This window comes from Pseudomonas sp. S34, assembly GCF_009866745.1.
GTDB lineage: Bacteria > Pseudomonadota > Gammaproteobacteria > Pseudomonadales > Pseudomonadaceae > Aquipseudomonas > Aquipseudomonas jessenii.
In genome coordinates, this window is sequence record NZ_CP019398.1 from 3,804,172 (window position 1) to 3,827,787 (window position 23,616).

Genomic DNA, 23,616 nt, shown 5'->3' on the forward strand with positions numbered 1-23,616 from the left:
TTCATTCACTCAGCCAAAGGCATCCAGCGACGAATACGTCGCTCAAGCCGACCCGACAGATAGTTCGACGCCAGCGTCACCGCGTAATACAACGCGGCAGCCGTGAGGTAGAACAACAGATAGTGGCGCGTCGACCCCGCGCCTTGCTTGGCGGTGTACAGCAACTCGTTGGTGCCGACCACGCTGATCAGCGCACTGTCCTTGATCAGGTTGATCCACAGGTTGGCCATCCCGGCCATCGCATACGGCGCCATGATCGGCAGCGTGACTCGACGGAACAGCCCAAAACCACTCAGGCCGAACGCCTTGGCCGCTTCGATCTGGCCGAAGGGAATCGCCTGGATCGCCGCGCGAAAAATCTCCGAGGCGTAGGCGCCCTGCACCAGCCCAAGCACCACGATGGCCGCCAGCGGGCCGCTGACATTGACTACACCGTAGCCGAGCCGGGTCATCAGCGAATTGAGGAGCATGGAGCCGACGTAGTACAGCAGCAGAATCAACAGCAATTCCGGAACCGCCCGGAACAACGTGGTGTAGCCGCGCATCAGCGCTGCAATCGGCTTCGGCGCGCCGAGCTTGAGACACGCCACTACCAGTCCGATAGCCAGCCCGAGGACAAAGGCCCCGGCGGAAATCTGCAGGGTCATCCAGAGCCCCTTCAACAGCGCACTGCCCCATCCCTGCTCAGTGAAATTGATCAGATCGAACATTGCTGGCATTTCGTTCTCCAGTCAGTGACCTCAATAGCGCCACTTAACCCATGTGGGAGCGGGCTTGCTCGCGAAGGCGGTGTGTCAGTCGACATCATTGCTGAATGTGATGCCGTCTTCGCGAGCAAGCCCGCTCCCACAGGGGGTCTGCGTTTAACCAGCCGTCAGAACGCAGGCTTCACGCTGGTGCCGAAGTAGCTCTGGGAGAGGTCGTCGTAGTCCTTGCTCGCCAGCAGTTCCTGGATGGCCTTGTCCAGTTTGGCCTTGAGTTCGGTGTCGTCCTTGCGCAGGCCGGCACCCACGCCTTTGCCGAAGATCGGGTCATAAGGCACGGTGCCGAGGTAGGCCAGGTCCTTGGCATCCGGGGTCTTGATGAATGCGGCCATGGCAGTGCCGTCGGCCATCATCAGGTCGATGCGCCCGGCAATCAGGTCGGCGTTGGCCGAGTCCTGGGTGTCGTAGTACTTAACGTCGGCAATTTTTTCGTAGTAGGTCTTCAGGTAGCTGGCGCTCACGGTCGAGTTCTGCACGCCGATGATCTTGCCCTTCAGGTCATCCGGGTACTTCTTCACAGACGCCTCTTTCGGGCCGACGACGGCAATCGCCGAATCGTAGTAGGCCTTGCTGAAGGCGATCTGTTTCTCGCGTTCTTCGGTCACCGACATCGAGGAAAAGATCACGTCGATCTTCTTCGCCAGCAACGACGGAATGATGCCGTCCCACGCCACTTCCTTGATCTCGCAATCGGCTTTCATTTCGCTGCACAGTTTGTGGATCAGGTCGACTTCAAAGCCCTTCCACTCACCATTGGCCTGTTTTTCGGTGTATGGCGGATAGGGTTCGGCTGCCACCGCGAACCTGATCGGTTGTGCCTGTGCCGCGCTCATGCCGGCCAGCAATACGCAGGCCGCACCGGTCAACCAGTTTGCAAAACGTCGATTTCCCATGTTGTTTTCCCGTCTTTTTATGATGAGTTAGCGAGTCTGATGAGCGTTGACGAATTGTCGGCAACGCTCGCTGCGTGGGTGTACGAACACTTCGTCCGGCGAACCGGTTTCCTCGATCAGCCCTTGGTGCAAAAAAGCGACTTTGGAAGAGACATCGCGTGCGAAAGCCATTTCATGAGTCACCAGGATCATGGTCCGGCCTTCTTCGGCGAGGGAGCGGATCACCCGCAGCACTTCCCCGACCAGTTCCGGGTCGAGTGCCGAGGTGGGTTCATCGAACAGCATGACCTTGGGCCGCATGGCCAGGGCCCGGGCGATGGCCACCCGTTGTTGCTGTCCCCCGGAGAGAAACGCCGGGTACTCGTTGCGCTTGGCCGCCAGCCCGACGCGTTCGAGCAGGGCTTCGGCCCGTTCAGTGGCCTCCGCACGGCTTTCACGCAGGACCTGGGTCGGCGCTTCGATGAGGTTTTCCAGCACCGTGCGATGGGGCCAGAGGTTGAAGTTCTGGAACACCATGCCCAGGCTGGAACGGATGCGCACAAGCTGTTTGGCATCTGACACCAGCGGTGCGCCGGGGCGATTCTGGTTAAGGTGAATGCTTTCGCCATCGACCAGGATGCGTCCCTGGTCCGGCACTTCGAGCATGTTGATGCAGCGCAGCAAGGTACTTTTGCCCGAGCCGCTGGCACCGATCAGGGAGATCACTTCGCCCTCGCGGGCGGTCAGGGAAACACCCTTGAGCACTTCGATATTGCCGAAGCGTTTGTGCAGGCCATCGACCTCGATCATGGTCCTGGCCGCGGCCGGTTCGACGGTCGCGGTGCTGGTCACCGTGCCGATCACCGGCCTGGGCGCTTCACCATTGAGTACCTGGACAAAGCCGCGAATGCGCTGGCAGGCCTGGGCCAGTCGCTCGTCACTCAGGGTGAACGACAGCCGTACAAACCCTTGGGCCGGCTCACCGAATGCCGCGGCATCCAGCACCGAGACACCGGCTTCGCGCAGCAGGCGCCAGGCGAATTCCAGCGAGGTCAAGCCGGTGCCGCGCACATCCACCAGCACGAACATGCCGGCATCGGGGTTGAGCACGCTGATGCCCGGGCAATCGGCCAGGCCTGACACCACCAGATCGCGGCGCCGACGATAGATCTCGCGCATGCCGTGGGTGACTTCGTCATGGGACTGCACGGCCTTGAGCGCCGCTTCCATGACAAACCCGGGCAGGCCATACAGCATGCTCAACACCAGGGTTTCGACATGGTTGACTAGGGCTTCATTGGCCACGACCCAGCCGATGCGCCAACCGGTCATGGCATGGGATTTGGACAGGCTGCCGATCACCACGCAGCGCTCGGCCATGCCCGGCAAAGCTGCCAGGCTGAGGTGTTCACGCTCATAGGCGAGGCTCTCGTAGACCTCGTCCACCACCACCCACAGGTCATGGGCAATGGCGAGGTCGGCGATGGCTTGCAGTTCTTCACGACCCAGCACCACGCCGGTGGGGTTGTTCGGGTTGGAGAAGAAAATCGCCCGGGTGCGCGGGGTAATGGCCTTGGCCAACACGGCGGCATCGAGGCGGAAACCCGAGTCCGCCGCACAGGGCACCCGCACCAGCGTGGCGCCGGACGCCTTGAGGGTCGCTTCGTAGGTGACGTACATCGGATCGAAGGCAATCACTTCGTCGCCGGCACCGAGCAGGCACATCGAGGTGGCGAACAAGGCGTTCTGCGCACCTGCCGTGAGAATGACGTTGGTCGCCTGCAGTTCGCGGTCGATCAATTGGCTGTAGCGGCCGGCAATGACCTCGCGAAGGGCCTGGCGACCGGCGATTTCGGTGTAGTGGGTATCCCCTTCGCGCAGGGCGTGGATGGCGGCATCGGTAATGAAATCGGGAGTGGGGAAATCCGGGTCGCCGACGCTGAGGATGATCACGTCCTCGCCATTGCGCTGCGCAGCGTTGGCCGCGTAGTGGATATCCCAGGCAGCAACGCCTTGGCCACTGATCCGTTCAACAAAGGGTGAAAACCGCATGCCAGTGCCTCGTTCGAATTGAAGAAACGCAAGCCCGCAACCAGCCGGGGGAAGGTGGCCCTCAACATAGTCCAGACTGAACACTCGTTCAACAGAAAACTCGCGAGGCTTCGCGTTCAGCGCAAACAGGTCGTTTTCACGACAGTCGCGCCGTTTTTCAGCACGGCGCGATCAGGCGATCGTGAAACGATTTTGCTGACTGCGCCAATCGCCAGGGCGACGAGGATCAGCCCGGCGGCGACCACGAACGTCAGCCGCATTCCCTGTGCGATGGCTTCGGGTTGCGCTTGCAAAACATCGTTGCTGGCCGAACCGAAGGCGAACACTGCGCCCATCACGCTAGCGCCGGTGATCAAGCCAAGATTGCGCGACAACCCGAGCAAACCGGACACCACACCACGCTGCGGCGTCGCAATATTCGACATGACGGCGGTATTGTTGGCCGCCTGGAACAGCGCGTAACCGGCGGTAATGACCACCAGTGGCACGATGTAGCCGAACGCACCGAAGCCCGTTGGCACGGCGGGCAGGATGCAAGCGCCGGTCAACATGGCAATCAATCCGAGTGTGGTGGATCGATGTGCGCCCAATCCGTCGACCCATCGACCCGCCGGTACCCCGGCCAGTGCAGCGACCAGCGGCCCCGCCGACATCACCAGGCCAACGCTCGTAGCATTCAACGCCAGTGCGCCGGTGAGATAAAACGGCCCCACCACCAGGGTGGCCATGACCACGGTCGTCACCAGCATGCTCATGGCGAAACCTGCGCTCAGTTGCAGGTTGCGGAATATCGTCAGTCGAACCAGCGGTGACTCGGCTGTGCGCTCGACGAACACAAACACGCCCGCTCCAACCATCGCCACCAGCAACAGTGCCGTGTTCAGCGGACCAAAACTGCCACGCCCGAGGGTCATCGCCAGCGCATAGGCCAGCAGTGTCAAGACCAGTACCAGGGTGCCGAGGACATCGAAAACCGCTCGATCCACCCTCTTCTCACGGCAATCTTTCGGTAAAAAACGATGCGCGAGCCCAATCGCCAAAACACCCAACGGCACATTGACCAGAAAAATCGCCTGCCACCCCAGATTGGCAATCAAAAAACCGCCGAGGGTCGGGCCGAGCGACGTGCCGATAGCCGACATGGTTCCGAGCAGGCCCATCGCGCTGCCCATTTTTGCCTTGGGCACTGCCTCGCTCACCAGCGCCATGGTCAACGCCATCATGATGGCCGCGCCGATGCCCTGTAATGCCCTTGCGGCAATCAGCAACCACAGACTGGCCGCCAGGGCGCACAGGAACGAGGCGACGGTGAACACCGCAATGCCGATCAGCAGCAATCGCCGACGGCCAATGATGTCGCCGAGCCGGCCGACGCTCACGATCAGCGCCGTGATCGCCAGTAGGTAAGCGAGCACCACCCATTGCACTTGCTGGAAGGAGGCCGAGAGCGCTGCGGCCAGTGTCGGTAAACCCACGTTGGCAATGCTGGTGCCCAGGGACGACAGCAACATGGATAACGACAGGCTGGCCAAGGCACCCCGAATCGATATGGACTTCATTTTCTCGCGACTCCGCAAATAGGTTGTCTCGAGCCTAAGCCCGCACCTAACATGGCGGAAGACGCAGCATTTGCACTTTATACGTGCATACAACGCCACACTCAAAAATGTGGTAGCGAGCCCTGTGGCGAGGGGGCTTGCCCCCGTTGGGTTGCGAAGCAGCCCCAAAATCTCTGATGTACCAAAGATCTTGTGAGTGCTACGCACTCAAACGGGGCGGTGCGGCGTTCCGACAAGCCCCCTCGCCACAGGGCTCGCTCCCACAGGAATTGATTCGATGCCAGACCTGAATCTGCTGATCACCCTGAACGTGTTGCTCGAAGAAGGCAGCGTGGCCCGCGCTGCGCAGCGTTTGCGCCTGAGCCCCTCAGCCATGAGCCGGGCGCTGGCGCGGTTGCGCGAAACCACGGGTGATCCGCTGCTGGTGCGGGCCGGTCGCGGACTGGTTCCCACGCCCCGGGCGCTGGAGCTGCGTGAACGCGTCGGCGCACTCGTGCAGGATGCCGAAGCCGTCCTGCGCCCCGCCGAGGCACTGGACCTCAATCAACTGGCGCGCACCTTCACCCTGCGCACCAGCGATGGCTTCGTGGAAAATTTCGGACCACCACTGATCGCCCGCCTCCACCAGGAAGCACCCGGTGTCCGCCTGAATTTCGTGCAGAAGCTGAACAAGGACAGCATCCTGCTGCGCGACGGCTCGGTGGACCTGGAAACCGGTGTGATCGGCGAATCGACCAGCCCGGAAGTGCGGACCCGGATGCTGTTTCGCGACCGGTTCATTGGCGTCGTGCGCAAGGGTCATCCACTGGCTCGAGGCGAGATGACAGCGGTTCGTTATGCCGCCGCCCGGCACATCCTGGTCTCGCGTCGGGGCCACGAAAAAGGCGTCATGGACGACGCCTTGAATGAGCTGGGACTGACGCGCGACATCGCCACCATTGTCGCTGGCTTCTCTTCGGCGATTGCTTTGGCGCGGGCTTCAGACCTGGTCGCCAGCGTACCGCAGCGGCACGTCGGCAACCTGTGCCAGGGAATGCATTGCTTTGCCCTGCCATTCGCCACGCCGGCGATCACGGTTTCGATGCTGTGGCACCCGCGCATGGACGCCGACCCGGCGCATCGCTGGCTACGCGGGTGCGTGTGGGAGGTTTGCAGTCAATAACACCACCGGGAAACTGAGTGTGGAACGCCAAGTTTGACCGCCACACCCTCCCCAGTCGGAGGCATTCAAGCGGTTTGTATCGAACTGTACTTCCCCTCGGCCACCTTACACAGCGATACAAATCCGCCAGGTTCAGGACATATGTGCAGTACATGGAAATGAAAAAGTGTGGCGCATCGGAAAGCGCAGGTTTTCCGAGCATTCCAGCGACCCACTGACAGGAAAAACCACCATGATCAATGCAATCGATACCGTGCTGTACACCGGCAAGACCCACACCACCGGCGGCCGCGACGGTCAGGCGCGCAGCACCGACGGACGTCTGGACGTCAAGCTTTCGCCTCCCGGCTCCTCAGGTGCCGGCACCAATCCTGAGCAGCTGCTGGCGGCGGGTTGGTCGGCTTGTTTCATCGGGGCGATGGGCAAGGCATCCGTCGCGCTGAACGTGGCCTTGCCGAACGACGTTGCGGTGGATGCCGAAATCGATCTGGGCAAGTCCGAAAACGCTTTCTTCCTTCAAGCCCGTCTGAATGTCAGCCTGCCGGGCCTGGACCCGACCATCGCACGCAAGGTGGTGGAAATGGCGCATCAGACTTGCCCGTACTCCAAAGCGACCCGCGGCAACATCGACGTCGAAATCAATCTGGTTTGACCGATGCGGACAAGCCTGGCCTGACGTCTTGATACCGGTCAGGCCAGGCTTTTTGAACACCGCAATTGCTGTAGGTGTAGGAGCGAGCTCGCTCCTACTATTCCTTCAGGATCAGCAGCGGTTCGCCTTTCTTCACGATGTAGGTCGCCAGTTCCGAGGCCTTGCCTCCACCCACGTTCTTCGCCACATGGGCGACGCCTTCAGGGATGTACAGCGAATCACCGGCCTTGAGCGTCACCGGTGCCCGCCCTTCCAGTTGATACTCGAAGGTGCCGCTGATCACGTGTGCCACCTCGACGCCCGGGTGAGCATGCTTGGGTGAAGTCACGCCGTGATCGAAGTCCACGAGTACTTGAAGGACTTCGCGATCGGCGGCGCCCAGGTCTTCGCGTACCAGGTCGGTGCGATGCAGGCCCTGCTGCCAGCTTTTCATCGCCGGGGCCGGCTGTGTTTCCTGGGCTTGAGAGAGACTCGCTACGGTAGCGAGCCCAGCGGCGGCCAGAGCCAGACCAAGCTTGCCGAGGGTGTGACGGGTGTGGGTACGCAACATTGTCTTTCCTCCAATTGAACCACGCCAGACCGCGCCGAAAGTGACGCGGTGCCGGTGGTTCCATTTGAAGGCCGCCGTGTATCGCCCGGGTGTCGGGAAACGGCGGTTTTGTATGCCCCGGTAACGGCGGGCGTTGCGGATACCTGCGGATACAAACCCGCAGCTGCGGGCACGTCGTTGGTCTTATTCCCCCGCCGCCCCGCGACTGCCCTTGAAAGCGTCGCGCCGGGCGCTGCGTTCGGCGACATAGGCGGCACTCGGCTCACTGATCAGGTCCGCGCGGCGCAAGGGCTGCCCGCAATGGGCGCACATCGGTCCGAGCCCGGCCGGCTCGCCGCAACTGCGGTGGGTATAGACCACCGCCAGGCCTTCCTCGGGCGACTTGCACCAGGTTTCACCCCAGGCCCGCAACGCCAGGACCACCGAGTAGAACGCGTCGCCTTTTTCCGTGAGGTGATATTCGTAGCGTTTTGGCCGCTCACTATAAGCGCGGCGCTCTACGAGCCCGTCGGCCTCCATGCTCTTCAAGCGCGCCGCGACCATTTGCGGCGTACCGCCGGTCTGCGCCTGGATGTCATCAAAGCGATGGCTGCCCATGAACAACTCCCGCAGCACCAGCACCGTCCAGCGGTCGCCCACAACGGATTCGGCCCGGGAAATCGGACACAGGGTTTCAGAAACGGTTGTTTTCACCGACATGCGGCATTGCCTCTTTCCTAGTTGCTATGATTATCATATCAACGTAATTCCTGAGCAACTACACTTCACCATCCACGGATTGTTTTGCGGAGAACCGTCATGCCCAACGCCACCTACCCTCTTGACCGGACTGCCTATCTGTTGGTCGACCCCTACAACGACTTTCTGTCGGAGGGCGGAAAGATCTACCCCTTGATCGAGCCGATGGCCAAGCAAGTCGGCCTGCTCGACAACCTGCGCACGCTTGATCGCACCATTCGCGCGCTCAACATCCCGGTGGTCATCGTACCGCACCGCCGCTGGGAAAAAGGCGACTACGAAAACTGGGATCACCCAAGCCCCACCCAGTGCAAGGTCATGCATATGCATCACTTCGCACGGGGTGAATGGGGCGGCGAATGGCACCCCGACTTCGCGCCGAAGGACGGTGACATCGTCGTGCAGGAACATTGGGGCTCCAGCGGTTTTGCCAATACAGACCTCGATTTTCGCCTCAAGCAAAAGGGCATCACCCACGTGATCATCGTCGGCCTGCTGGCCAATACCTGCATCGAGGCAACCGCCCGTTACGCTCAGGAACTCGGCTATCACGTCACCCTGGTGCGGGATGCGACCGCGGCCTTCAAGCCGGAGATGATGCATTCTGCCCATGAGCTGAACGGTCCGACCTTCGCTCACGCCATCCTGACCACCGATGAACTGGTTGCCGCGCTGGCACAGGCAGGTGAGTGATGCTGTTGACCGGCACCTTGAGGTCTCGCTCCCACCCATCACGCTTGGCGCGCTTATTGATTGCACCGTGGGTGATGCCCTAGGCAGATGCGATCTCACGGGTGGAAAGCAATCCGGCCCGGTAGGCACGTTCAATTGCCTCCCAGTCGGGTTGCTTGGTTGTCATGGGAATCCTTCAGAGTCCTACCAGAAGAGAGTGCGTTGTCGTGCCCGGGCGAACTTCCAGGCGGCAGCTAATATAAAACTGCCCATCACAAAAGGAAGGTAGTCATGAGATACAACCTGTTCGAGAATCAGAGAAACGAGATCATCCTGCTCGCGCGCATCCTTCTGATGATCCTTTTCATCATTTCCGGCTGGGGCAAACTGACCAACTTTGACGGTACCGCTACTTACATGAGCTCTCTCGGCGTGCCCATGCCCATGGTCGCTGCGGGGATTGCGGTCGTCATGGAGTTCTTTGTCGCTATAGCGATAGTCGTGGGTTTCTACACCCGCCCACTCGCATTTCTCTACGTCTTGTTCGTACTCGGTACTGCTCTAATCGGACATCACTTTTGGACTATGGTTGACCCAGAGCGCGCGGCCAACATGACCCAATATTTCAAGAACCTCAGTATCATGGGCGGCTTGCTGCTGCTGGGCATTACTGGTCCTGGCAAGTATTCGATTGATGGCAGATAGCTTCGCGAATAGCACTCGAGCCTTCCCGGTATCCGCGACACAATTTGCTAATTCGCGAAACGTGTCGCGAACTGGATCTCGTCTGCCTTTCGCTCAGCCCAGCGCTTGCCAAGCTGACGAGCCTGCTCTACGCCGAGCACGCCGATGAAGCCAGCCGTTGCGAATGACCAGGCAATGCTGAAGCCGAACTCTTTCACCGTCAGGCATGAGAGGCCGAGCCTCTTAGCTTTCACCATCATGCACAGTGACCCTAACTCCCGTAGCGACAATCTCGTACTCAGTTTCGGAAATTTTATTCACGGCACCACCAAATTGCATTTCGAAATGCTTCAGACCTTCATGTCGAACCATGCCAGTTGGTGAGCGCTCAACGGTCTCGTCCTGATAGATGTTAATCACGTATTCCTGGTTATCTGTGCCAACCCCAACTATTTTTCCAACATATTTATCTGCCATGTCCGAACTCCTTGCGTGAAATCTCAAAGTAGCTGGTGCAGACAGATGAATCCACAGCATTGAACAGTTCACTTCACCATGATGTTGGTCTGCACCTGAGCGTGCCCGTGCAGGCGAGTGGCGTTGGTCGTGCCCTCTCCAATGTCGCGACATGAATTTCTGTTGTGCGGTAACCGTTCTGGCAACAAACCTTCCTGATGCCATCGCTTAGGGCCAAGCTGAGCGCGAACAAATTCCTTACATGTTTTTACATCTTCGAACCCGGCGTACAACGGCAACTTACATCGCCTTCCAATAATCGGCACCGGAATAATAAAAAGACCGATTACATGGAGAGTTTCAAATGCCCTTTACCCGTACTGTTCTAGCGTTGTCCCTCGGCCTGGTTTTTTTACAGAGCAATGCCCAGGCGGCGCCGCCGCTGTCACTCGCTAACGGTAACTCCGAGCTGACTGCGCAAATCAGTAATGCCTGGATAGAAATCAATAAGACCGCGTTAGAACACAATATCCGTACCCTGCAAGCCGAGCTGGCCGGCAAGTCGAAACTCTGTGCGGTACTGAAAGCCGACGCTTATGGTCATGGTATCGGATTGGTGATGCCTTCAGTGATCGCGCTGGGTGTACCGTGTGTAGCGGTCGCCAGTAACGAAGAGGCGCGAGTGGTTCGCGAAAGCGGTTTTAAAGGCCAGTTAATCCGTGTTCGCACCGCCTCCCTGGGGGAGCTGGAAAATGCTCTGCAGTACAACGTCGAGGAACTGGTTGGCAACCTCGATTTCGCCCGCCAGGCGGCCGATCTTGCACATAAACACGGTCGCAAACTGCAGGTGCACATCGGTCTCAACTCAAGCGGCATGAGCCGTAACGGCGTGGAAATGGCCACCGAACAGGGCAAGAAAGACGCCGTGGCAATCACAAAGGTACCGAATCTGGAAGTGGTCGCAATCATGACCCACTTCGCCGTGGAAGATAAGGACGATGTACGCAAGGGCCTGGCAACCTTCAACGAACAAGCGGCCTGGCTGATGGACGTGGCCCAGCTCGATCGCAAGAAAATCACCCTGCACGCGGCCAACTCCTTCGCCACCCTGGAAGTACCCGAATCGCGCCTGGACATGGTGCGCACGGGCGGCGCATTGTTTGGCGATACCGTCATTTCGCGCACTGAATATCGGCGCGTGATGCAGTTCAAATCGCATGTCGCCTCGGTCAATAACTATCCCGCTGGAAACACAGTGGGTTACGACCGCACCTTCACACTGACACGTGATTCGAAACTGGCCAATATCACGGTCGGTTACTCCGATGGCTATCGCCGTGTGTTCACCAATAAAGGCGTGGTGTTGATCAATGGTCATCGCGTGCCGGTGGTAGGCAAGGTTTCGATGAACACCGTGATGGTCGATGTCACGGATGCACCCGACGTCAAGGCGGATGATGAAGTAGTGCTGTTTGGCAAACAAGGCGCAAGCGAGGTCAGCCAGGCTGAAGTCGAAGAGATCAACGGTGCGCTACTGGCCGACCTCTATACCGTCTGGGGCAGTGCCAACCCGAAAATACTGGTCGAGAAGTAATCCCGTCATTATCGTAAATCACAGGGCGCGATCATTCGGGCACAGCTTTGCCAAGCGCTGACAAGCTCCAATGTATGAAAGGGACCGACAGGAGAGAGCTCGCTTTCTCTTGTCGGAAGGTGACCATCATGCCTTGGCCAGACGCTTACGATTCGCGAAACGTGTCGCGACTTACTTGGCTCGCCGATCGATCCCACCGGGCGTCTTGTCACAGTGCAAGTCGTATTGGTTTGAAGCTGTGTGGATTGCAGGGTGCATTCGAGCAGATGAACGGGCAACAAAAACCCGGCACGGTGGCCGGGTTTTTGTGTTGAGTGTGTGTATCGATCATAGCTTGCAGGAACCACATTAAAACTACCCATGCCAGCCCACCAAACATCAACAACCAGCGTTATGACAACATCCCCTCTAGACAGTGCGGTTTAAGTCGAACCGGTCTAAATTCATCACTTTGGTCCACGCAGCGACGAAGTCCTTGACGAACTTCTGCTGCGCATCGGCGCAGGCATAGACTTCAGCCAGCGCACGCAACTGCGCATTGGAACCAAAGACCAGGTCAACCCGGGTGCCCGTCCACTTCACTGCACCGGTTTTGCGATCACGTCCTTCATACTCTTGCTGGGCATCCGACACGGGCTTCCACTCCACGCCCATATCCAGCAGGTTGGTGAAGAAGTCGTTGGTCAAGGCTTCCGGACGCGTGGTGAACACACCGTGTTTGCTCTGGCCGACATTGATGTCCAACCCGCGCAAGCCACCCAGCAATACCGTCATTTCCGGCGCACTGAGCGTCAGCAGTTGTGCCTTGTCGATCAGCAATTTTTCGGCCGGCACCCGGTACTGTTGCTTCAGGTAATTACGGAAGCCGTCGGCAATCGGTTCAAGGAATCCGAAGGACTCGACATCGGTCTGTTCCTGGCTGGCGTCCATGCGTCCCGGGCTGAACGGCACCGTCACACTGTGGCCGGCGTTTTTCGCAGCCTGTTCGACACCCGCGCCACCGGCGAGCACGATCAGGTCGGCCAGGGAGATTTTCTTGCCATCGGTTTGCGCGCTATTGAACTCGTTCTGGATGCCTTCGAGTTTGGCCAGCACATTGGCCAGTTGCTCTGGCTGGTTGGCCTCCCAGGACTTTTGCGGTGCCAGGCGCAGACGCCCGCCGTTGGCACCGCCGCGCTTGTCGGAGCCACGGAAGCTGGAAGCCGCCGCCCAAGCTGTAGATACAAGCTGCGAGACCGACAGGCCGGACGCCAGCACCTTGCTTTTCAGGCCCGCCACGTCACTGTCATTGACCAGCGGATGATCGACGGCAGGGATCGGGTCTTGCCACAGCAGTTCTTCGTTCGGCATTTCCGGGCCGAAGTAGCGTGAGAGCGGACCCATGTCACGGTGAATCAGCTTGTACCAGGCACGGGCGAAGGCGTCGGCCAACTGGTCTGGATTGGCCAGGAAGCGCCGCGAAATCGGTTCATAGATCGGGTCGAAGCGTAGCGACAGGTCCGTGGTCAGCATGGTCGGATCGCGCCGTCTGGACGGATCGTGTGCATCCGGAATGGTGCCGGCACCCGCGCCGTTTTTCGGCTTCCACTGGTTTGCCCCCGCCGGGCTCTTGGTCAGTTCCCATTCGTAACCGAACAGGTTCTCCAGGTAGTTGTTGCTCCACTGGGTTGGCGTGGTGGTCCAGGTGACTTCCAGGCCGCTGGAGATGGTGTCGCCACCTTTACCGGTACCGAACGTGCTCTTCCAGCCCAGGCCCTGCAGTTCGAGGCCGGCGGCTTCGGGCTCAGGTCCGACATGATCGACGGGACCTGCACCGTGGGTTTTGCCGAAGGCGTGACCGCCCGCGATCAGCGCGACGGTTTCCTCATCGTTCATTGCCATGCGCGCAAAGGTTTCACGGATATCTATCCCGGCGGAAACCGGATCGGAGTTGCCTTCAGGGCCCTCCGGGTTTACGTAGATCAGGCCCATCTGCACGGCTGCGAGGGGGGTTTCCAGAGTGCGCTCTACGGGATTTTGCCCGGCATCCTTGCCATAACGCACGTCGCCACCCAGCCACTTGCCTTCAGCCCCCCAGTAGACGTCTTCGTCCGGTTCCCAGACATCGGGGCGGCCAGCGGAAAAACCAAAGGTCTTGAAGCCCATGGATTCCAGTGCGACGTTGCCGGCGAGGACGATCAGGTCGGCCCAGGAGATTTTGTTGCCGTACTTTTGCTTGACCGGCCAGAGCAGCCGACGGGCCTTGTCGAGGCTGACGTTGTCCGGCCAGCTGTTGAGCGGCGCAAAACGTTGCTGGCCGGAACCGGCACCACCCCGACCGTCACCGGTGCGATAGGTGCCTGCGGCGTGCCAGGACATGCGGATAAAGAAAGGCCCATAGTGACCGAAGTCCGCTGGCCACCAATCCTGGGAATCGGTCATCAGCGCAGTCAGGTCGTTTTTCAGCGCCTGGAAGTCCAGGCTCTTGAAGGCTTCGGCGTAGTTGAAGTCGCCTCCCAGCGGGTCAGACTTGGGCGAGTGTTGACTCAAGATCTTCAGGTTCAGTTGGTTCGGCCACCAGTCGCGGTTCGTCGTGCCACCGCCAGCGGCGTGATTGAACGGGCATTTCGATTCAGTTGACATGGCATCTCCTCTTGATTTTGTTTTCAGCTAACCACCTTTGAGCGTGGCTCCGGATCACCGATTGATGAAATAGCTTTTCGGTATGGGATCCATAGCCTTGAGGCTATGACAGCCCCGCGATCAGTCGCTCCAGACCCTCCATTAAAGTCCCGGTCGGGGAAACTGTCGCTTCATCTTTGGAGATAGCTGATAAACAGTTCAAATCAGTAACGAGTTGCACAGTGGATGAGCAGCATTGGCTGCAAGGACGTTGTCATCAGGGCATTCCTGTATTCAATAAAAAACCGGCCTTTCAGCCGGTTTTTTTATGTCACTCAACAGCACTTCGGTCCGGCTTTACTGCCGTAACGGGCCTCCTGGCGCTCGCGGAAGAACGCCTCGTAGTCCATCACCGGTTTGTCCGGGTGCTTGGTCTGCATATGCTCGACGTAGTTGTCGTAGTCGGGCATGCCGACCATCAGGCGCGCGGCCTGACCGAGGTATTTACCGAGGCGACTCAGGTCATTGAACATGATCAGGCATCCGGCAGCGCTTGATATGGCGCTTCTTTATCCGTGCGTTCCTTGGTGCCCCAGGCAGCGATGCCGACCTTGAGCGCAAAGAACAGGATGCTGAACACCACGAACAGGAACAGCGCAGTCAGGGTCGCGTTGGTGTAGGCGTTGAAGATCACATGCTGCATCTGGTCGATGCTCTTGGCCGGGGCCAGCACCTGACCATTGGCCAGCGCATCGCTGTACTTCTTCGCCAGGGCCAGGAAGCCGATCGCCGGGTTGGCGTCGAACAGCTTGATGAAGCCCGCTGTCGTGGTGCAGATCAGCAGCCATACGGCCGGCAGCAAGGTCACCCACACATAACGCTGGCGCTTCATCTTGATCAGCACCACGGTGCCGAGCATCAGCGCGATACCGGCCAGCATCTGGTTGGAGATACCGAACAGCGGCCACAGGGTGTTGATGCCACCCAGTGGATCGATCACGCCCTGGTACAGCAGATAACCCCACATGGCCACGCAACCGGCGGTGGCCACCAGGTTGGCGGTCCAGGATTCGGTGCGTTTGAGCGCCGGCACGAAAGAGCCGAGCAAGTCCTGGAGCATGAAGCGACCGGCACGGGTACCGGCGTCGACTGCGGTGAGGATGAACAGCGCTTCGAACAGGATCGCGAAGTGGTACCAGAACGCCATGGTGTTTTCACCTGGCAGAAGCTGGTGCAGGATCTGCGCGATCCCGACCGCCAGGGTCGGCGCGCCGCCGGCACGGGCCAGGATGGTGGTTTCACCGATGTCATGGGCGACCGCTTGCAGGGCTTCCGGGGTAATGGCAAAGCCCCAGCTGCTGACGGTTTGTGCAACCGCGACCGCATCGGCACCGACTACGGCGGCCGGGCTGTTCATGGCGAAGTACACACCCGGATCGATGACCGAAGCCGCGACCATGGCCATGATCGCCACGAACGACTCCATCAGCATGCCGCCGTAACCGATGTAACGGGCATGCCCCTCACTGGCGAGCAGCTTGGGCGTGGTGCCGGAAGCAATCAGCGAGTGGAAACCGGAGACCGCGCCACAGGCGATGGTGATGAACAGGAACGGGAACAGACCGCCCTTCCAAACCGGACCGGTGCCGTCGACGAACTGGGTCAGGGCCGGCATTCTCAGCTCGGGCATGGTCACCAGGATGCCGATGGCCAGGGCGACGATGGTGCCGATTTTCAGGAAGGTGGAGAGATAGTCACGGGGTGCCAGGATCAGCCACACCGGCAGTACCGCCGCGACAAAACCGTAACCGATCAGCATCCAGGTGATCTGGATACCGGTAAAGGTAAAGGCTTTGGCCCACACCGGATCCGCGGCAATCTGCCCGCCGAGCCAGATCGAGCCCAGCAGCAACAGCACGCCGATCACCGAGATTTCACCAATGCGACCCGGGCGGATGTAGCGCATGTAGATGCCCATGAACATCGCGATCGGAATGGTCGCCATCACCGTGAAAATGCCCCAAGGGCTTTCGGCCAGGGCCTTCACCACGATCAGCGCCAGCACCGCGAGGATGATGACCATGATCAGGAAGCAGCCGAACAGCGCGATGGTGCCGGGGATGCGGCCCATTTCCTCACGGACCATGTCGCCCAGGGAACGACCGTTGCGGCGGGTGGACATGAACAGGACCATGAAGTCCTGCACCGCACCGGCCAGCACTACGCCGGCGATCAGCCACAGCGTGCCGGGCAGGTAGCCCATCTGCGCCGCCAACACCGGGCCGACCAGCGGACCTGCACCGGCAATGGCCGCGAAGTGGTGACCGAACAGGACATGTTTGTTGGTCGGCACGTAGTCCAGACCATCGTTATTGAGCACAGCCGGAGTGGCTCGATTGGGGTCGAGTTGCATCACTTTGTTGGCGATGAACAGGCTGTAGTAGCGGTAGGCAACGAGGTAGATGGCGACGGCTGCGACTACGATCCACAGGGCGTTGATCGCTTCGCCGCGGCGCAGGGCCACGACACTCAGCGCAATCGCTCCCAGGACAGCCACGGCAAACCAGGCGAGGTGTTTAGCCAGACGGGGCATAGCGTGTCTCCTGCCGACAGCCAGTGACTGCGGCGGTAATTTTTATAATTGTGTCCGCAGTGCGGAGCTGGCCCAATATCTGCGCATGTCGTCCACAAATAAATCCGCGTTACTACGTACGTGGCGTCTACGTAGTTCTACGTAGATGACGCCGATCTCCCTGTGGGTGCGGGCTTGCTCGCGAAGGCGGTGGATCAGTCAATATTGATGTCAGCTGACACACCGCTTTCGCGAGCAAGCCCGCTCCCACATTGGTTTCGCATTTCACCCCGGCCAATGGTCATTCCGTCCAACAAGGCTATGTATCTTTGGCATATGATCCCGAGCCTTCGCGCGGGCAGGAGTCAACATGCAGCTCAAACACAAGATCGTCGCCCTCGGGATTCTGCCGCTGGTGCTGGCCATTGCCGTCATCTGCGCGCTGGTGATTTCCCTCAATCGCCAATTGGGCGATCAACAGGCGCAACTGATCGAAGACAGCATTCTGGCGAGCAAGCGCGCGGAGCTGAAAAACTACGTGGAAATGGCCCAGAGCCTGATCGCGCCCCTGTACGACGACGGCCACGGCGATGCCCACGCCCAACAACAAGTGCTGGAAGAACTGCGCAAGCTCAGCTTTGGCATCAACGGCTACTTCTTCGTCTACGACCACGAAGGCCGCAGCCTGATGCATGCGCGCCAGTCGGAACTGGTGGGCCAATACCTGTGGGACATGAAAGATCCCCACGGCCTGCCGGTGATCCAGGCGCTGCTCAAAAGCGCGCAATCGGGCGAAGGTTTTCAACGCTATGCCTGGAACAAACCCTCCTCCGGCCAGGTGACCGACAAGCTCGCCTACGTGGTGATGCTCGATCGCTGGGGCTGGATGCTCGGTACCGGCATCTACCTCGAAGACGTCGAACGCGCCACCCAGCAGGCCCGTGCCGAAGTGGCCATGGGCATCCGCAAGACCATGATGGCGATTGCCGTGGTCGCCCTCGTCGCGGTGCTGTTCGTCTTCGCCACCGGCATGACCCTGAACGTCAGCGAACATCGCCTGGCGGACAAGAAACTGCAGCGCCTGACCCAACGCATCGTCAGCCTGCAGGAGGAAGAACGATCACGAGTGTCCCGCGAGTTGCACGACGGCATCAGCCAGGTGCTGGTCTCGATCAAGTTTCAATTCGAACTGGCCAGCCATTTGCTGGAACGCGGACAGGCCCCCGACAAGGGCTTGAGCACGCTGAAAGACGCCACCGAGCGCCTGGGCGATGCCATCGGCGAAGTCCGCAGCCTCTCCCATGATCTGCGCTCGTCCCTGCTCGACACCCTCGGCCTGCCGGCGGCCATCGGCCAATTGGCCGCGGAATTCGAGCAGCGCAGCGGGCTGACCGTGACCTATGACGAAAATGAATTCGACTGCCAACTGGTCGACGGCGCGGCTGTTTCGCTGTTCCGCATCGTCCAGGAAGGCCTGACCAATATTGAACGCCACGCCCGGGCGAAGAACGTGTCCATTACACTGCGCGGCTGCGACGAGTCCGTGCGGCTGACGGTGGTCGACGACGGTATCGGTTTCAACGTCGCCCAGGTCGAACGTCGCCAGGCCGGCATTGGCTTGCGTAACATCCGCGAGCGCGTCGAACATTTTGGTGGGCGCTTCGATTTGATTTCGATGCCGGGCAGAAGTGAGCTGGATGTGCGGCTGCCAATGAAACCAGACGCATAACGCTGACCCGGCCCAAAACTACAAGAGTGAATAGCTGCGATGAACCTGCCTTCCCCGATCCGCGTCGCCCTGGTCGACGATCACTCCCTGGTCCGCGACGGAATCAAGGCGCTGCTGGCCGTGATGTCGCCCCTGGAAATGGTCGGCGAAGCGGAAAACGGCGCCGCGGCCATCGAGATGGTCGGACGTTGCCAGCCGGACCTGCTGCTGGTCGACATCAGCCTGCCGGACATGAACGGCCTGGAACTGACCCGCGTGCTGCGCAGCCAGTACCCGTCGCTCAAGGTGCTGGTGCTGAGCATGTACGACAATTACGAATACGTCAGTGAATCGGTGCGCTCCGGCGCCAGCGGCTACGTGCTGAAGAACGCCCCGTCACGGGAAATCATCGCCGCCATCGAGGCCATCACCAGCGGCGGAACCTTCTACAGCGCGGAAATCGCCCAGCGGCTGATCGCCGACAGGAACACCGACAACGAACTGACCCCGAGGGAAAGCCAGGTGTTGTCGAAGATGGCGCAGGGGTTGAACAACAAGGAAATGGCCCGGGAACTGGACATCAGCGTGCGCACGGTGGAAACCCATCGCCTGAGCATCCGACGCAAGCTCAACATCGACAAGCCGGCGGCGCTGGTCAAATACGCGATCGATCATGGGCTTATTTCCCGCTAACACCGCGAACCCTGTGTTCACTGCAAAAACCTGTGGGAGCGGGCTTGCTCGCGAAGGCGTTGTGTCAGTCGACAACATTGCTGGCAATGCCGACGCCTTCGCGAGCAAGCCCGCTCCCACAAGGGATCGCCGAATCCACCATTGACTGCGTCGATAGTCACCATCAATTCAATGAAGTTCTCTTAAAAAATCCACGGCGTAACATCTGCTCCATACCAACCCATAAGCACCCCGGAGCACACGATCATGAAACGCCAGACCCTCCTCAGCATCGCTTTCTCGGTTTTCGCAGTTAACGCTTTCGCCGCTACCTCTGCTCAACCTGTGGTCGCCGAAGGCGGCTCGGATCGTCTGATTGAAAGCCGTGTGGTCGAGGGTGGTTCCGATCGCCTGATCGAGAATCGTGTCGCCGAAGGTGGTTCGGATCGCCTGCTGGAAAAACGTGTTGCCGAAGGCGGCTCGGACAAACTCCTGCAAAACCGCGTAGCCGAAGGCGGTTCGGATCGTCTGATCGAAAGCCGCGCTGTCTGAATGCAGTGCTTTACCGCAGGAATCGACGAAAACCCGGCCTCATCAGCCGGGTTTTTTTACGTCTTTTATAAGTCCTTCCCGACACGCATAGCGCCTCGCCCGCCCCCCTTTTATCGCCATCCAGCCAGAAACTCCGTTCGGGGACTTGTGCTTCCGGTATTATGGTATACCATCAGACGCACAGACACCCAAACCTCTACGGAGCAGCTCATGAGTTTCGAAATCCGCAAGATCGTCAGCTATGTCGAAGAAACCTTTATTGAAGGCGGCAAAGCCACCGATAAGCCCGTGACCATGGTCGGTCTGGCCGTGGTGATGAAGAACCCCTGGCTGGGCAACGGCTTCGTCGAAGACCTGAAACCACAGATCCGCGCCAACTGCTCCGACCTCGGCGCGCTGATGGTCGAGCGCCTGGTGGGCATCATTGGCGGCGCGGAGAAAATCGAGGCGTACGGCAAGGCGGCCGTGGTCGGCGCCGATGGCGAAATCGAGCACGCTTCGGCGGTGATCCACACCCTGCGCTTCGGCAACCATTACCGCGAAGCGGTCAAGGCCAAGAGCTACCTGAGCTTCACCAACAAGCGCGGCGGCCCGGGCACCTCGATCCAGATCCCTATGATGCACAAGGACGACGAAGGCCTGCGCTCGCACTACATCACCCTGGAAATGCAGATCGAAGACGCGCCGCGTGCCGACGAAATCGTCGTGGTCCTGGGTTGCGCCGATGGCGGCCGCCTGCACCCGCGCATCGGCAACCGCTACATCGACCTGGAAGAACTGGCCGCCGAAAAAGCCCAGTAACCGGCCAGCAGAACGACAACAAGAAGGCATTGCAGGAGCGCTCCATGATTCGGCTCACCGCTGAACTCACCCCGGCTGGCACCAGTTACCTGGCGACCGGCCAAGGCCAGCCCGTGGTCTTGATCCACGGCGTGGGCCTGAACAAAGAAATGTGGGGCGGCCAGATCGTTGGCCTGGCCACGAAGTACCGCGTCATCGCCTACGACATGCTCGGCCATGGCGCCAGCCCGCGCCCGGAGAGTGGCACGCCGCTGCTCGGCTATGCCGACCAGTTGCTGGAGCTGCTCGACCACCTGCAATTGCCCAAGGCAACGGTGATCGGCTTTTCCATGGGCGGGCTGGTGGCGCGGGCCTTTGCCCTGCACTACGCGCAACGCCTGGAAGGCCTGGTGGTGCTCAACAGCGTGTTCAACCGCAGTGCCGAACAGCGTGCCGGGGTCATCGCCCGCACCAGCCAGGCTGCCGAACACGGACCGGACGCCAATGCCGAAGCCGCACTGTCGCGCTGGTTCAGCCGTGAATACCAGGCCGCGAACCCGGCGCAGATCGCCGCGATTCGCCAGACCCTGGCCGGTAATGACCCTCAGGGTTACCTGACCACTTATGAACTGTTCGCCACCCAGGACATGTACCGCGCCGACGACCTGGCCAGCATCCAGGTGCCGACGCTGATCGCCACCGGCGAACTGGACCCCGGCTCAACCCCGGAAATGGCCCGGCAACTGGCCGAACGCATTCCCGGCGCGACCGTTGCCGTACTCGCCGAGCAACGGCATATGATGCCGGTAGAGTCGCCACGCCTGGTCAACCAGCTGTTGCTGGAGTTTCTGCAGACCGCGCACTCCAAACAAAACCAGATCAAGGGGATCGTTGCATGACACTCGCACGCTTCCAGATGTGCATCGGCGGTGAATGGGTCGATGCCCTGTCCGGCAAGACCTTCGAAAGCCTCAACCCGGCGCTGGCCGAGCCCTGGGCTGAACTGCCCGATGCCGACGAAGCCGATGTCGAGCGTGCCGTGCAGGCTGCGCAGACGGCTTTCGACAGCCCGGCATGGCGCGGTTTGACGGCCACCGCTCGCGGCAAATTGCTGCGACGCCTGGGCGACCTGATCGCCGAGAACAAAGAACAACTGGCGCAGCTCGAAAGCCGTGACAACGGCAAGCTGATCCGCGAAACCCGCGGCCAGGTCGGCTATCTGCCGGAGTTCTTCCACTACACCGCAGGCCTGGCGGACAAGCTCGAAGGCGGCACCCTGCCGCTGGACAAGCCGGACCTGTTTGCCTACACCGTGCACGAAGCCATGGGTGTGGTTGCCGCGATCATTCCGTGGAACAGCCCGCTGTACCTGACCGCGATCAAACTCGCCCCGGCGCTCGCCGCGGGCAATACCATCGTGATCAAGCCGTCGGAACACGCCTCGGCAACGATTCTTGAACTGGCGCGCCTGGCACTGGAAGCCGGGATTCCGCCGGGGGTGGTCAACGTCGTCACCGGTTACGGCCCAAGCACCGGCGCCGCCCTCACCCGCCATCCGCTGATCCGCAAGATCGCCTTCACCGGCGGCGCGGCGACGGCTCGGCATGTGGTGCGCAGCAGTGCCGAGAACTTTGCCAAGCTGTCGCTGGAGCTGGGGGGCAAATCGCCGAACATCATCTTCGCCGACGCCGACCTCGACAGCGCGATCAACGGCGCCATCGCCGGGATCTATGCCGCCTCCGGGCAGAGCTGCGTCTCCGGTTCGCGCTTGCTGGTGCAGGACGAAATCTACGATGAGTTCGTCGGTCGTCTGGTGGAACGCGCCAAGCGCATCCGCATTGGCAACCCGCAGGACGACAGCAGCGAAATGGGCCCGATGGCCACCGCACAGCAACTGGCCGTGGTCGAAGGCCTGGTGGCCGATGCTATCGCAGAAGGCGCGCGCCTGCGCCTGGGCGGCAAGCGTCCAGAGAATCTGGGTGACGGCTGGTTCTACGAACCGACGCTGTTCGAGTGCGACCGCAATTCGATGAAGATCATGCAGGAAGAAGTCTTTGGTCCGGTGGCTTCGGTCATCCGTTTCAAGGACGAAGCCCAGGCGCTGGAGATTGCCAACGACTCGCAGTTCGGCCTCGCCGCCGGCATCTGGACACGCGACCTGGGCCGCGCCCATCGCCTGGCCCGGGACGTGCGTTCGGGGATCATCTGGGTCAACACCTACCGTGCAGTCTCGGCCATGGCGCCGATCGGCGGCTTCAAGAACAGCGGCTATGGACGCGAAAGCGGCATCGATTCGGTGCTGGCCTACACCGAGCTGAAAACGGTGTGGATCAACCTGTCCCAGGCACCGATGCCTGATCCCTTCGTGATGCGCTAGGAGTCCTGGAAAATGATCGAACCCGGCATTTACAAAGACGTGATGAGCTCGTTCCCGTCCGGGGTCACGGTGGTCACCACCCTGGACCCGGACGGCGGCATCGTCGGCATCACCGCCAGCGCCTTCAGTGCGCTGTCGATCGACCCGGCACTGGTGCTGTTCTGCCCCAACTACGGCTCCGATACCTACCCGGTGTTGCGCGACAGCAAGCAGTTCGCGATTCACCTGCTGTCCGCCGAGCAGACCGCCGAGGCCTATGCCTTCGCCGGTAAAGGCAAGGACAAGGCCAAAGGCATCGAGTGGCACTTGAGCGAACGGGGTAACCCGATCCTGGCCAAGGCCACGGCGATCATCGAGTGCGAACTGTGGCGCGAATACGACGGCGGCGATCACGCGATCATCGTCGGCGCGGTGAAGAACCTGATCCTGCCCGACCAACCGGTGACGCCGATGATCTACCACAAAGGCAAACTGGGCCCCCTGCCCACCCTGGCCTGATGGTTGAACACAATCCCCCTGTGGGAGCGGGCTTGCTCGCGAAGTGGCCGGCACATCCAACATTGATGGCGCCTGATACACCGCCTTCGCGAGCAAGCCCG

The 23,616-nt window shown here is 60.4% G+C and carries 23 protein-coding genes; 12 read left to right on the plus strand and 11 right to left on the minus strand.

Annotated features, from left to right (window positions below; all coding sequences use genetic code 11):
- Positions 1 to 5: 5 nt before the first annotated feature.
- The 4 genes from PspS34_RS16935 to PspS34_RS16950 all read right to left on the minus strand — a co-directional run bounded on the left by PspS34_RS16935 (position 6) and on the right by PspS34_RS16950 (position 5,247).
- The gene (locus PspS34_RS16935; protein ID WP_150814382.1) at positions 6 to 719 is read right to left on the minus strand and encodes an ABC transporter permease subunit; all 714 of its coding nucleotides are present in this window, start codon (positions 717 to 719) and stop codon (positions 6 to 8) included.
- A 155-nt stretch (positions 720 to 874) separates the two neighbouring features.
- A complete protein-coding gene (locus PspS34_RS16940) occupies positions 875 to 1,657 on the minus strand; it encodes a transporter substrate-binding domain-containing protein (protein WP_090456270.1) in 783 nt (260 codons plus the stop codon).
- A gap of 27 nt (positions 1,658 to 1,684) precedes the next feature.
- Positions 1,685 to 3,688, minus strand: coding sequence for an aminotransferase class I/II-fold pyridoxal phosphate-dependent enzyme (locus PspS34_RS28825; protein ID WP_154862030.1), 2,004 nt, complete (start codon positions 3,686 to 3,688; stop codon positions 1,685 to 1,687).
- Between the two features lie 116 nt (positions 3,689 to 3,804).
- A complete protein-coding gene (locus tag PspS34_RS16950) occupies positions 3,805 to 5,247 on the minus strand; it encodes an MFS transporter (RefSeq protein WP_154862031.1) in 1,443 nt (480 codons plus the stop codon).
- 277 nt (positions 5,248 to 5,524) lie between these two features.
- Between PspS34_RS16950 and PspS34_RS16955 the strand changes: the two genes are divergently transcribed.
- Positions 5,525 to 6,409 carry a LysR family transcriptional regulator gene (locus tag PspS34_RS16955; RefSeq protein ID WP_159390212.1) on the plus strand — a complete coding sequence of 295 codons (885 nt, stop codon included), beginning with the start codon at positions 5,525 to 5,527 and terminating at the stop codon, positions 6,407 to 6,409.
- Positions 6,410 to 6,641: 232 nt separating this feature from the next.
- Entirely contained in the window at positions 6,642 to 7,061 is a 420-nt protein-coding gene (locus PspS34_RS16960; protein WP_154862033.1) for an organic hydroperoxide resistance protein, read from the plus strand.
- A gap of 97 nt (positions 7,062 to 7,158) precedes the next feature.
- Here the strand turns inward: PspS34_RS16960 and PspS34_RS16965 are convergent, their stop codons facing one another.
- Both PspS34_RS16965 and PspS34_RS16970 read right to left on the minus strand, forming a co-directional pair.
- Entirely contained in the window at positions 7,159 to 7,611 is a 453-nt protein-coding gene (locus tag PspS34_RS16965; RefSeq protein ID WP_154862034.1) for a cupin domain-containing protein, read from the minus strand.
- A gap of 183 nt (positions 7,612 to 7,794) precedes the next feature.
- A complete protein-coding gene (locus PspS34_RS16970; RefSeq protein ID WP_154862035.1) occupies positions 7,795 to 8,310 on the minus strand; it encodes a helix-turn-helix domain-containing protein in 516 nt (171 codons plus the stop codon).
- A gap of 99 nt (positions 8,311 to 8,409) precedes the next feature.
- Between PspS34_RS16970 and PspS34_RS16975 the strand changes: the two genes are divergently transcribed.
- Both PspS34_RS16975 and PspS34_RS16980 read left to right on the plus strand, forming a co-directional pair.
- Positions 8,410 to 9,042, plus strand: coding sequence for an isochorismatase family cysteine hydrolase (locus PspS34_RS16975; RefSeq protein WP_154862036.1), 633 nt, complete (start codon positions 8,410 to 8,412; stop codon positions 9,040 to 9,042).
- 270 nt (positions 9,043 to 9,312) lie between these two features.
- Positions 9,313 to 9,726, plus strand: coding sequence for a DoxX family protein (locus PspS34_RS16980; protein WP_154862037.1), 414 nt, complete (start codon positions 9,313 to 9,315; stop codon positions 9,724 to 9,726).
- Positions 9,727 to 9,773: 47 nt separating this feature from the next.
- Here the strand turns inward: PspS34_RS16980 and PspS34_RS16985 are convergent, their stop codons facing one another.
- Together PspS34_RS16985 and PspS34_RS16990 are read right to left on the minus strand one after the other, a co-directional pair.
- Positions 9,774 to 9,965, minus strand: coding sequence for a hypothetical protein (locus PspS34_RS16985; protein ID WP_154862038.1), 192 nt, complete (start codon positions 9,963 to 9,965; stop codon positions 9,774 to 9,776).
- The gene (locus PspS34_RS16990) at positions 9,949 to 10,182 is read right to left on the minus strand and encodes a hypothetical protein (RefSeq protein WP_154862039.1); all 234 of its coding nucleotides are present in this window, start codon (positions 10,180 to 10,182) and stop codon (positions 9,949 to 9,951) included. The genes PspS34_RS16985 and PspS34_RS16990 overlap by 17 nt, the downstream gene beginning before the upstream one ends.
- Before the next feature lie 343 nt (positions 10,183 to 10,525).
- Between PspS34_RS16990 and alr the strand changes: the two genes are divergently transcribed.
- A complete protein-coding gene (alr, locus tag PspS34_RS16995; protein ID WP_154862040.1) occupies positions 10,526 to 11,755 on the plus strand; it encodes an alanine racemase in 1,230 nt (409 codons plus the stop codon).
- Between the two features lie 408 nt (positions 11,756 to 12,163).
- On the opposite strand, the gene katG is transcribed toward alr, so the two are convergent.
- From katG to PspS34_RS17010, 3 genes are all read right to left on the minus strand, one after another.
- Entirely contained in the window at positions 12,164 to 14,377 is a 2,214-nt protein-coding gene (gene katG, locus PspS34_RS17000) for a catalase/peroxidase HPI (protein WP_154862041.1), read from the minus strand.
- Between the two features lie 314 nt (positions 14,378 to 14,691).
- The gene (locus tag PspS34_RS17005; RefSeq protein WP_007976534.1) at positions 14,692 to 14,889 is read right to left on the minus strand and encodes a YbdD/YjiX family protein; all 198 of its coding nucleotides are present in this window, start codon (positions 14,887 to 14,889) and stop codon (positions 14,692 to 14,694) included.
- Between the two features lie 2 nt (positions 14,890 to 14,891).
- On the minus strand, positions 14,892 to 16,949 hold the full coding sequence (locus PspS34_RS17010) for a carbon starvation CstA family protein (protein ID WP_150814372.1): 2,058 nt from the start codon (positions 16,947 to 16,949) through the stop codon (positions 14,892 to 14,894).
- Positions 16,950 to 17,298: 349 nt separating this feature from the next.
- Between PspS34_RS17010 and PspS34_RS17015 the strand changes: the two genes are divergently transcribed.
- From PspS34_RS17015 to PspS34_RS17045, 7 genes are all read left to right on the plus strand, one after another.
- A complete protein-coding gene (locus PspS34_RS17015) occupies positions 17,299 to 18,657 on the plus strand; it encodes a cache domain-containing protein (RefSeq protein ID WP_154862042.1) in 1,359 nt (452 codons plus the stop codon).
- A gap of 39 nt (positions 18,658 to 18,696) precedes the next feature.
- On the plus strand, positions 18,697 to 19,329 hold the full coding sequence (locus PspS34_RS17020; RefSeq protein ID WP_090456295.1) for a response regulator transcription factor: 633 nt from the start codon (positions 18,697 to 18,699) through the stop codon (positions 19,327 to 19,329).
- A gap of 246 nt (positions 19,330 to 19,575) precedes the next feature.
- Positions 19,576 to 19,860, plus strand: coding sequence for a hypothetical protein (locus PspS34_RS17025; protein WP_154862043.1), 285 nt, complete (start codon positions 19,576 to 19,578; stop codon positions 19,858 to 19,860).
- 210 nt (positions 19,861 to 20,070) lie between these two features.
- Positions 20,071 to 20,661 (plus strand): amino acid synthesis family protein, encoded by a 591-nt coding sequence (locus PspS34_RS17030; protein WP_007978708.1) that lies wholly within the window; start codon positions 20,071 to 20,073, stop codon positions 20,659 to 20,661.
- 44 nt (positions 20,662 to 20,705) lie between these two features.
- Complete coding sequence (locus tag PspS34_RS17035) at positions 20,706 to 21,539, plus strand: alpha/beta fold hydrolase (protein WP_102671439.1); 834 nt, start codon at positions 20,706 to 20,708, stop codon at positions 21,537 to 21,539.
- Complete coding sequence (locus PspS34_RS17040; protein WP_154862044.1) at positions 21,536 to 23,017, plus strand: aldehyde dehydrogenase; 1,482 nt, start codon at positions 21,536 to 21,538, stop codon at positions 23,015 to 23,017. The genes PspS34_RS17035 and PspS34_RS17040 overlap by 4 nt, the downstream gene beginning before the upstream one ends.
- Positions 23,018 to 23,029: 12 nt before the next feature.
- Positions 23,030 to 23,515 (plus strand): flavin reductase family protein, encoded by a 486-nt coding sequence (locus PspS34_RS17045; protein ID WP_154862045.1) that lies wholly within the window; start codon positions 23,030 to 23,032, stop codon positions 23,513 to 23,515.
- Positions 23,516 to 23,616 lie beyond the last annotated feature (101 nt).

Excerpts from the sequence above, each read along its gene's own strand:
- PspS34_RS17040 (WP_154862044.1), top strand. The coding sequence starts at position 21,536 with ATGACACTCGCACGCTTCCAGATGTGCATCGGCGGTGAATGGGTCGAT.
- PspS34_RS16940 (WP_090456270.1), bottom strand. The coding sequence starts at position 1,657 with ATGGGAAATCGACGTTTTGCAAACTGGTTGACCGGTGCGGCCTGCGTA.
- PspS34_RS17035 (WP_102671439.1), top strand. The coding sequence starts at position 20,706 with ATGATTCGGCTCACCGCTGAACTCACCCCGGCTGGCACCAGTTACCTG.
- PspS34_RS16970 (WP_154862035.1), bottom strand. The coding sequence starts at position 8,310 with ATGTCGGTGAAAACAACCGTTTCTGAAACCCTGTGTCCGATTTCCCGG.
- PspS34_RS17020 (WP_090456295.1), top strand. The coding sequence starts at position 18,697 with ATGAACCTGCCTTCCCCGATCCGCGTCGCCCTGGTCGACGATCACTCC.
- alr (WP_154862040.1), top strand. The coding sequence starts at position 10,526 with ATGCCCTTTACCCGTACTGTTCTAGCGTTGTCCCTCGGCCTGGTTTTT.
- PspS34_RS16975 (WP_154862036.1), top strand. The coding sequence starts at position 8,410 with ATGCCCAACGCCACCTACCCTCTTGACCGGACTGCCTATCTGTTGGTC.
- PspS34_RS16990 (WP_154862039.1), bottom strand. The coding sequence starts at position 10,182 with ATGGCAGATAAATATGTTGGAAAAATAGTTGGGGTTGGCACAGATAAC.
- PspS34_RS17010 (WP_150814372.1), bottom strand. The coding sequence starts at position 16,949 with ATGCCCCGTCTGGCTAAACACCTCGCCTGGTTTGCCGTGGCTGTCCTG.
- PspS34_RS28825 (WP_154862030.1), bottom strand. The coding sequence starts at position 3,688 with ATGCGGTTTTCACCCTTTGTTGAACGGATCAGTGGCCAAGGCGTTGCT.
- PspS34_RS16960 (WP_154862033.1), top strand. The coding sequence starts at position 6,642 with ATGATCAATGCAATCGATACCGTGCTGTACACCGGCAAGACCCACACC.
- PspS34_RS16980 (WP_154862037.1), top strand. The coding sequence starts at position 9,313 with ATGAGATACAACCTGTTCGAGAATCAGAGAAACGAGATCATCCTGCTC.
- PspS34_RS16965 (WP_154862034.1), bottom strand. The coding sequence starts at position 7,611 with ATGTTGCGTACCCACACCCGTCACACCCTCGGCAAGCTTGGTCTGGCT.
- PspS34_RS16985 (WP_154862038.1), bottom strand. The coding sequence starts at position 9,965 with ATGATGGTGAAAGCTAAGAGGCTCGGCCTCTCATGCCTGACGGTGAAA.
- PspS34_RS17030 (WP_007978708.1), top strand. The coding sequence starts at position 20,071 with ATGAGTTTCGAAATCCGCAAGATCGTCAGCTATGTCGAAGAAACCTTT.
- PspS34_RS17025 (WP_154862043.1), top strand. The coding sequence starts at position 19,576 with ATGAAACGCCAGACCCTCCTCAGCATCGCTTTCTCGGTTTTCGCAGTT.
- PspS34_RS16950 (WP_154862031.1), bottom strand. The coding sequence starts at position 5,247 with ATGAAGTCCATATCGATTCGGGGTGCCTTGGCCAGCCTGTCGTTATCC.
- PspS34_RS16955 (WP_159390212.1), top strand. The coding sequence starts at position 5,525 with ATGCCAGACCTGAATCTGCTGATCACCCTGAACGTGTTGCTCGAAGAA.
- PspS34_RS17045 (WP_154862045.1), top strand. The coding sequence starts at position 23,030 with ATGATCGAACCCGGCATTTACAAAGACGTGATGAGCTCGTTCCCGTCC.
- PspS34_RS16935 (WP_150814382.1), bottom strand. The coding sequence starts at position 719 with ATGCCAGCAATGTTCGATCTGATCAATTTCACTGAGCAGGGATGGGGC.
- PspS34_RS17015 (WP_154862042.1), top strand. The coding sequence starts at position 17,299 with ATGCAGCTCAAACACAAGATCGTCGCCCTCGGGATTCTGCCGCTGGTG.
- katG (WP_154862041.1), bottom strand. The coding sequence starts at position 14,377 with ATGTCAACTGAATCGAAATGCCCGTTCAATCACGCCGCTGGCGGTGGC.
- PspS34_RS17005 (WP_007976534.1), bottom strand. The coding sequence starts at position 14,889 with ATGTTCAATGACCTGAGTCGCCTCGGTAAATACCTCGGTCAGGCCGCG.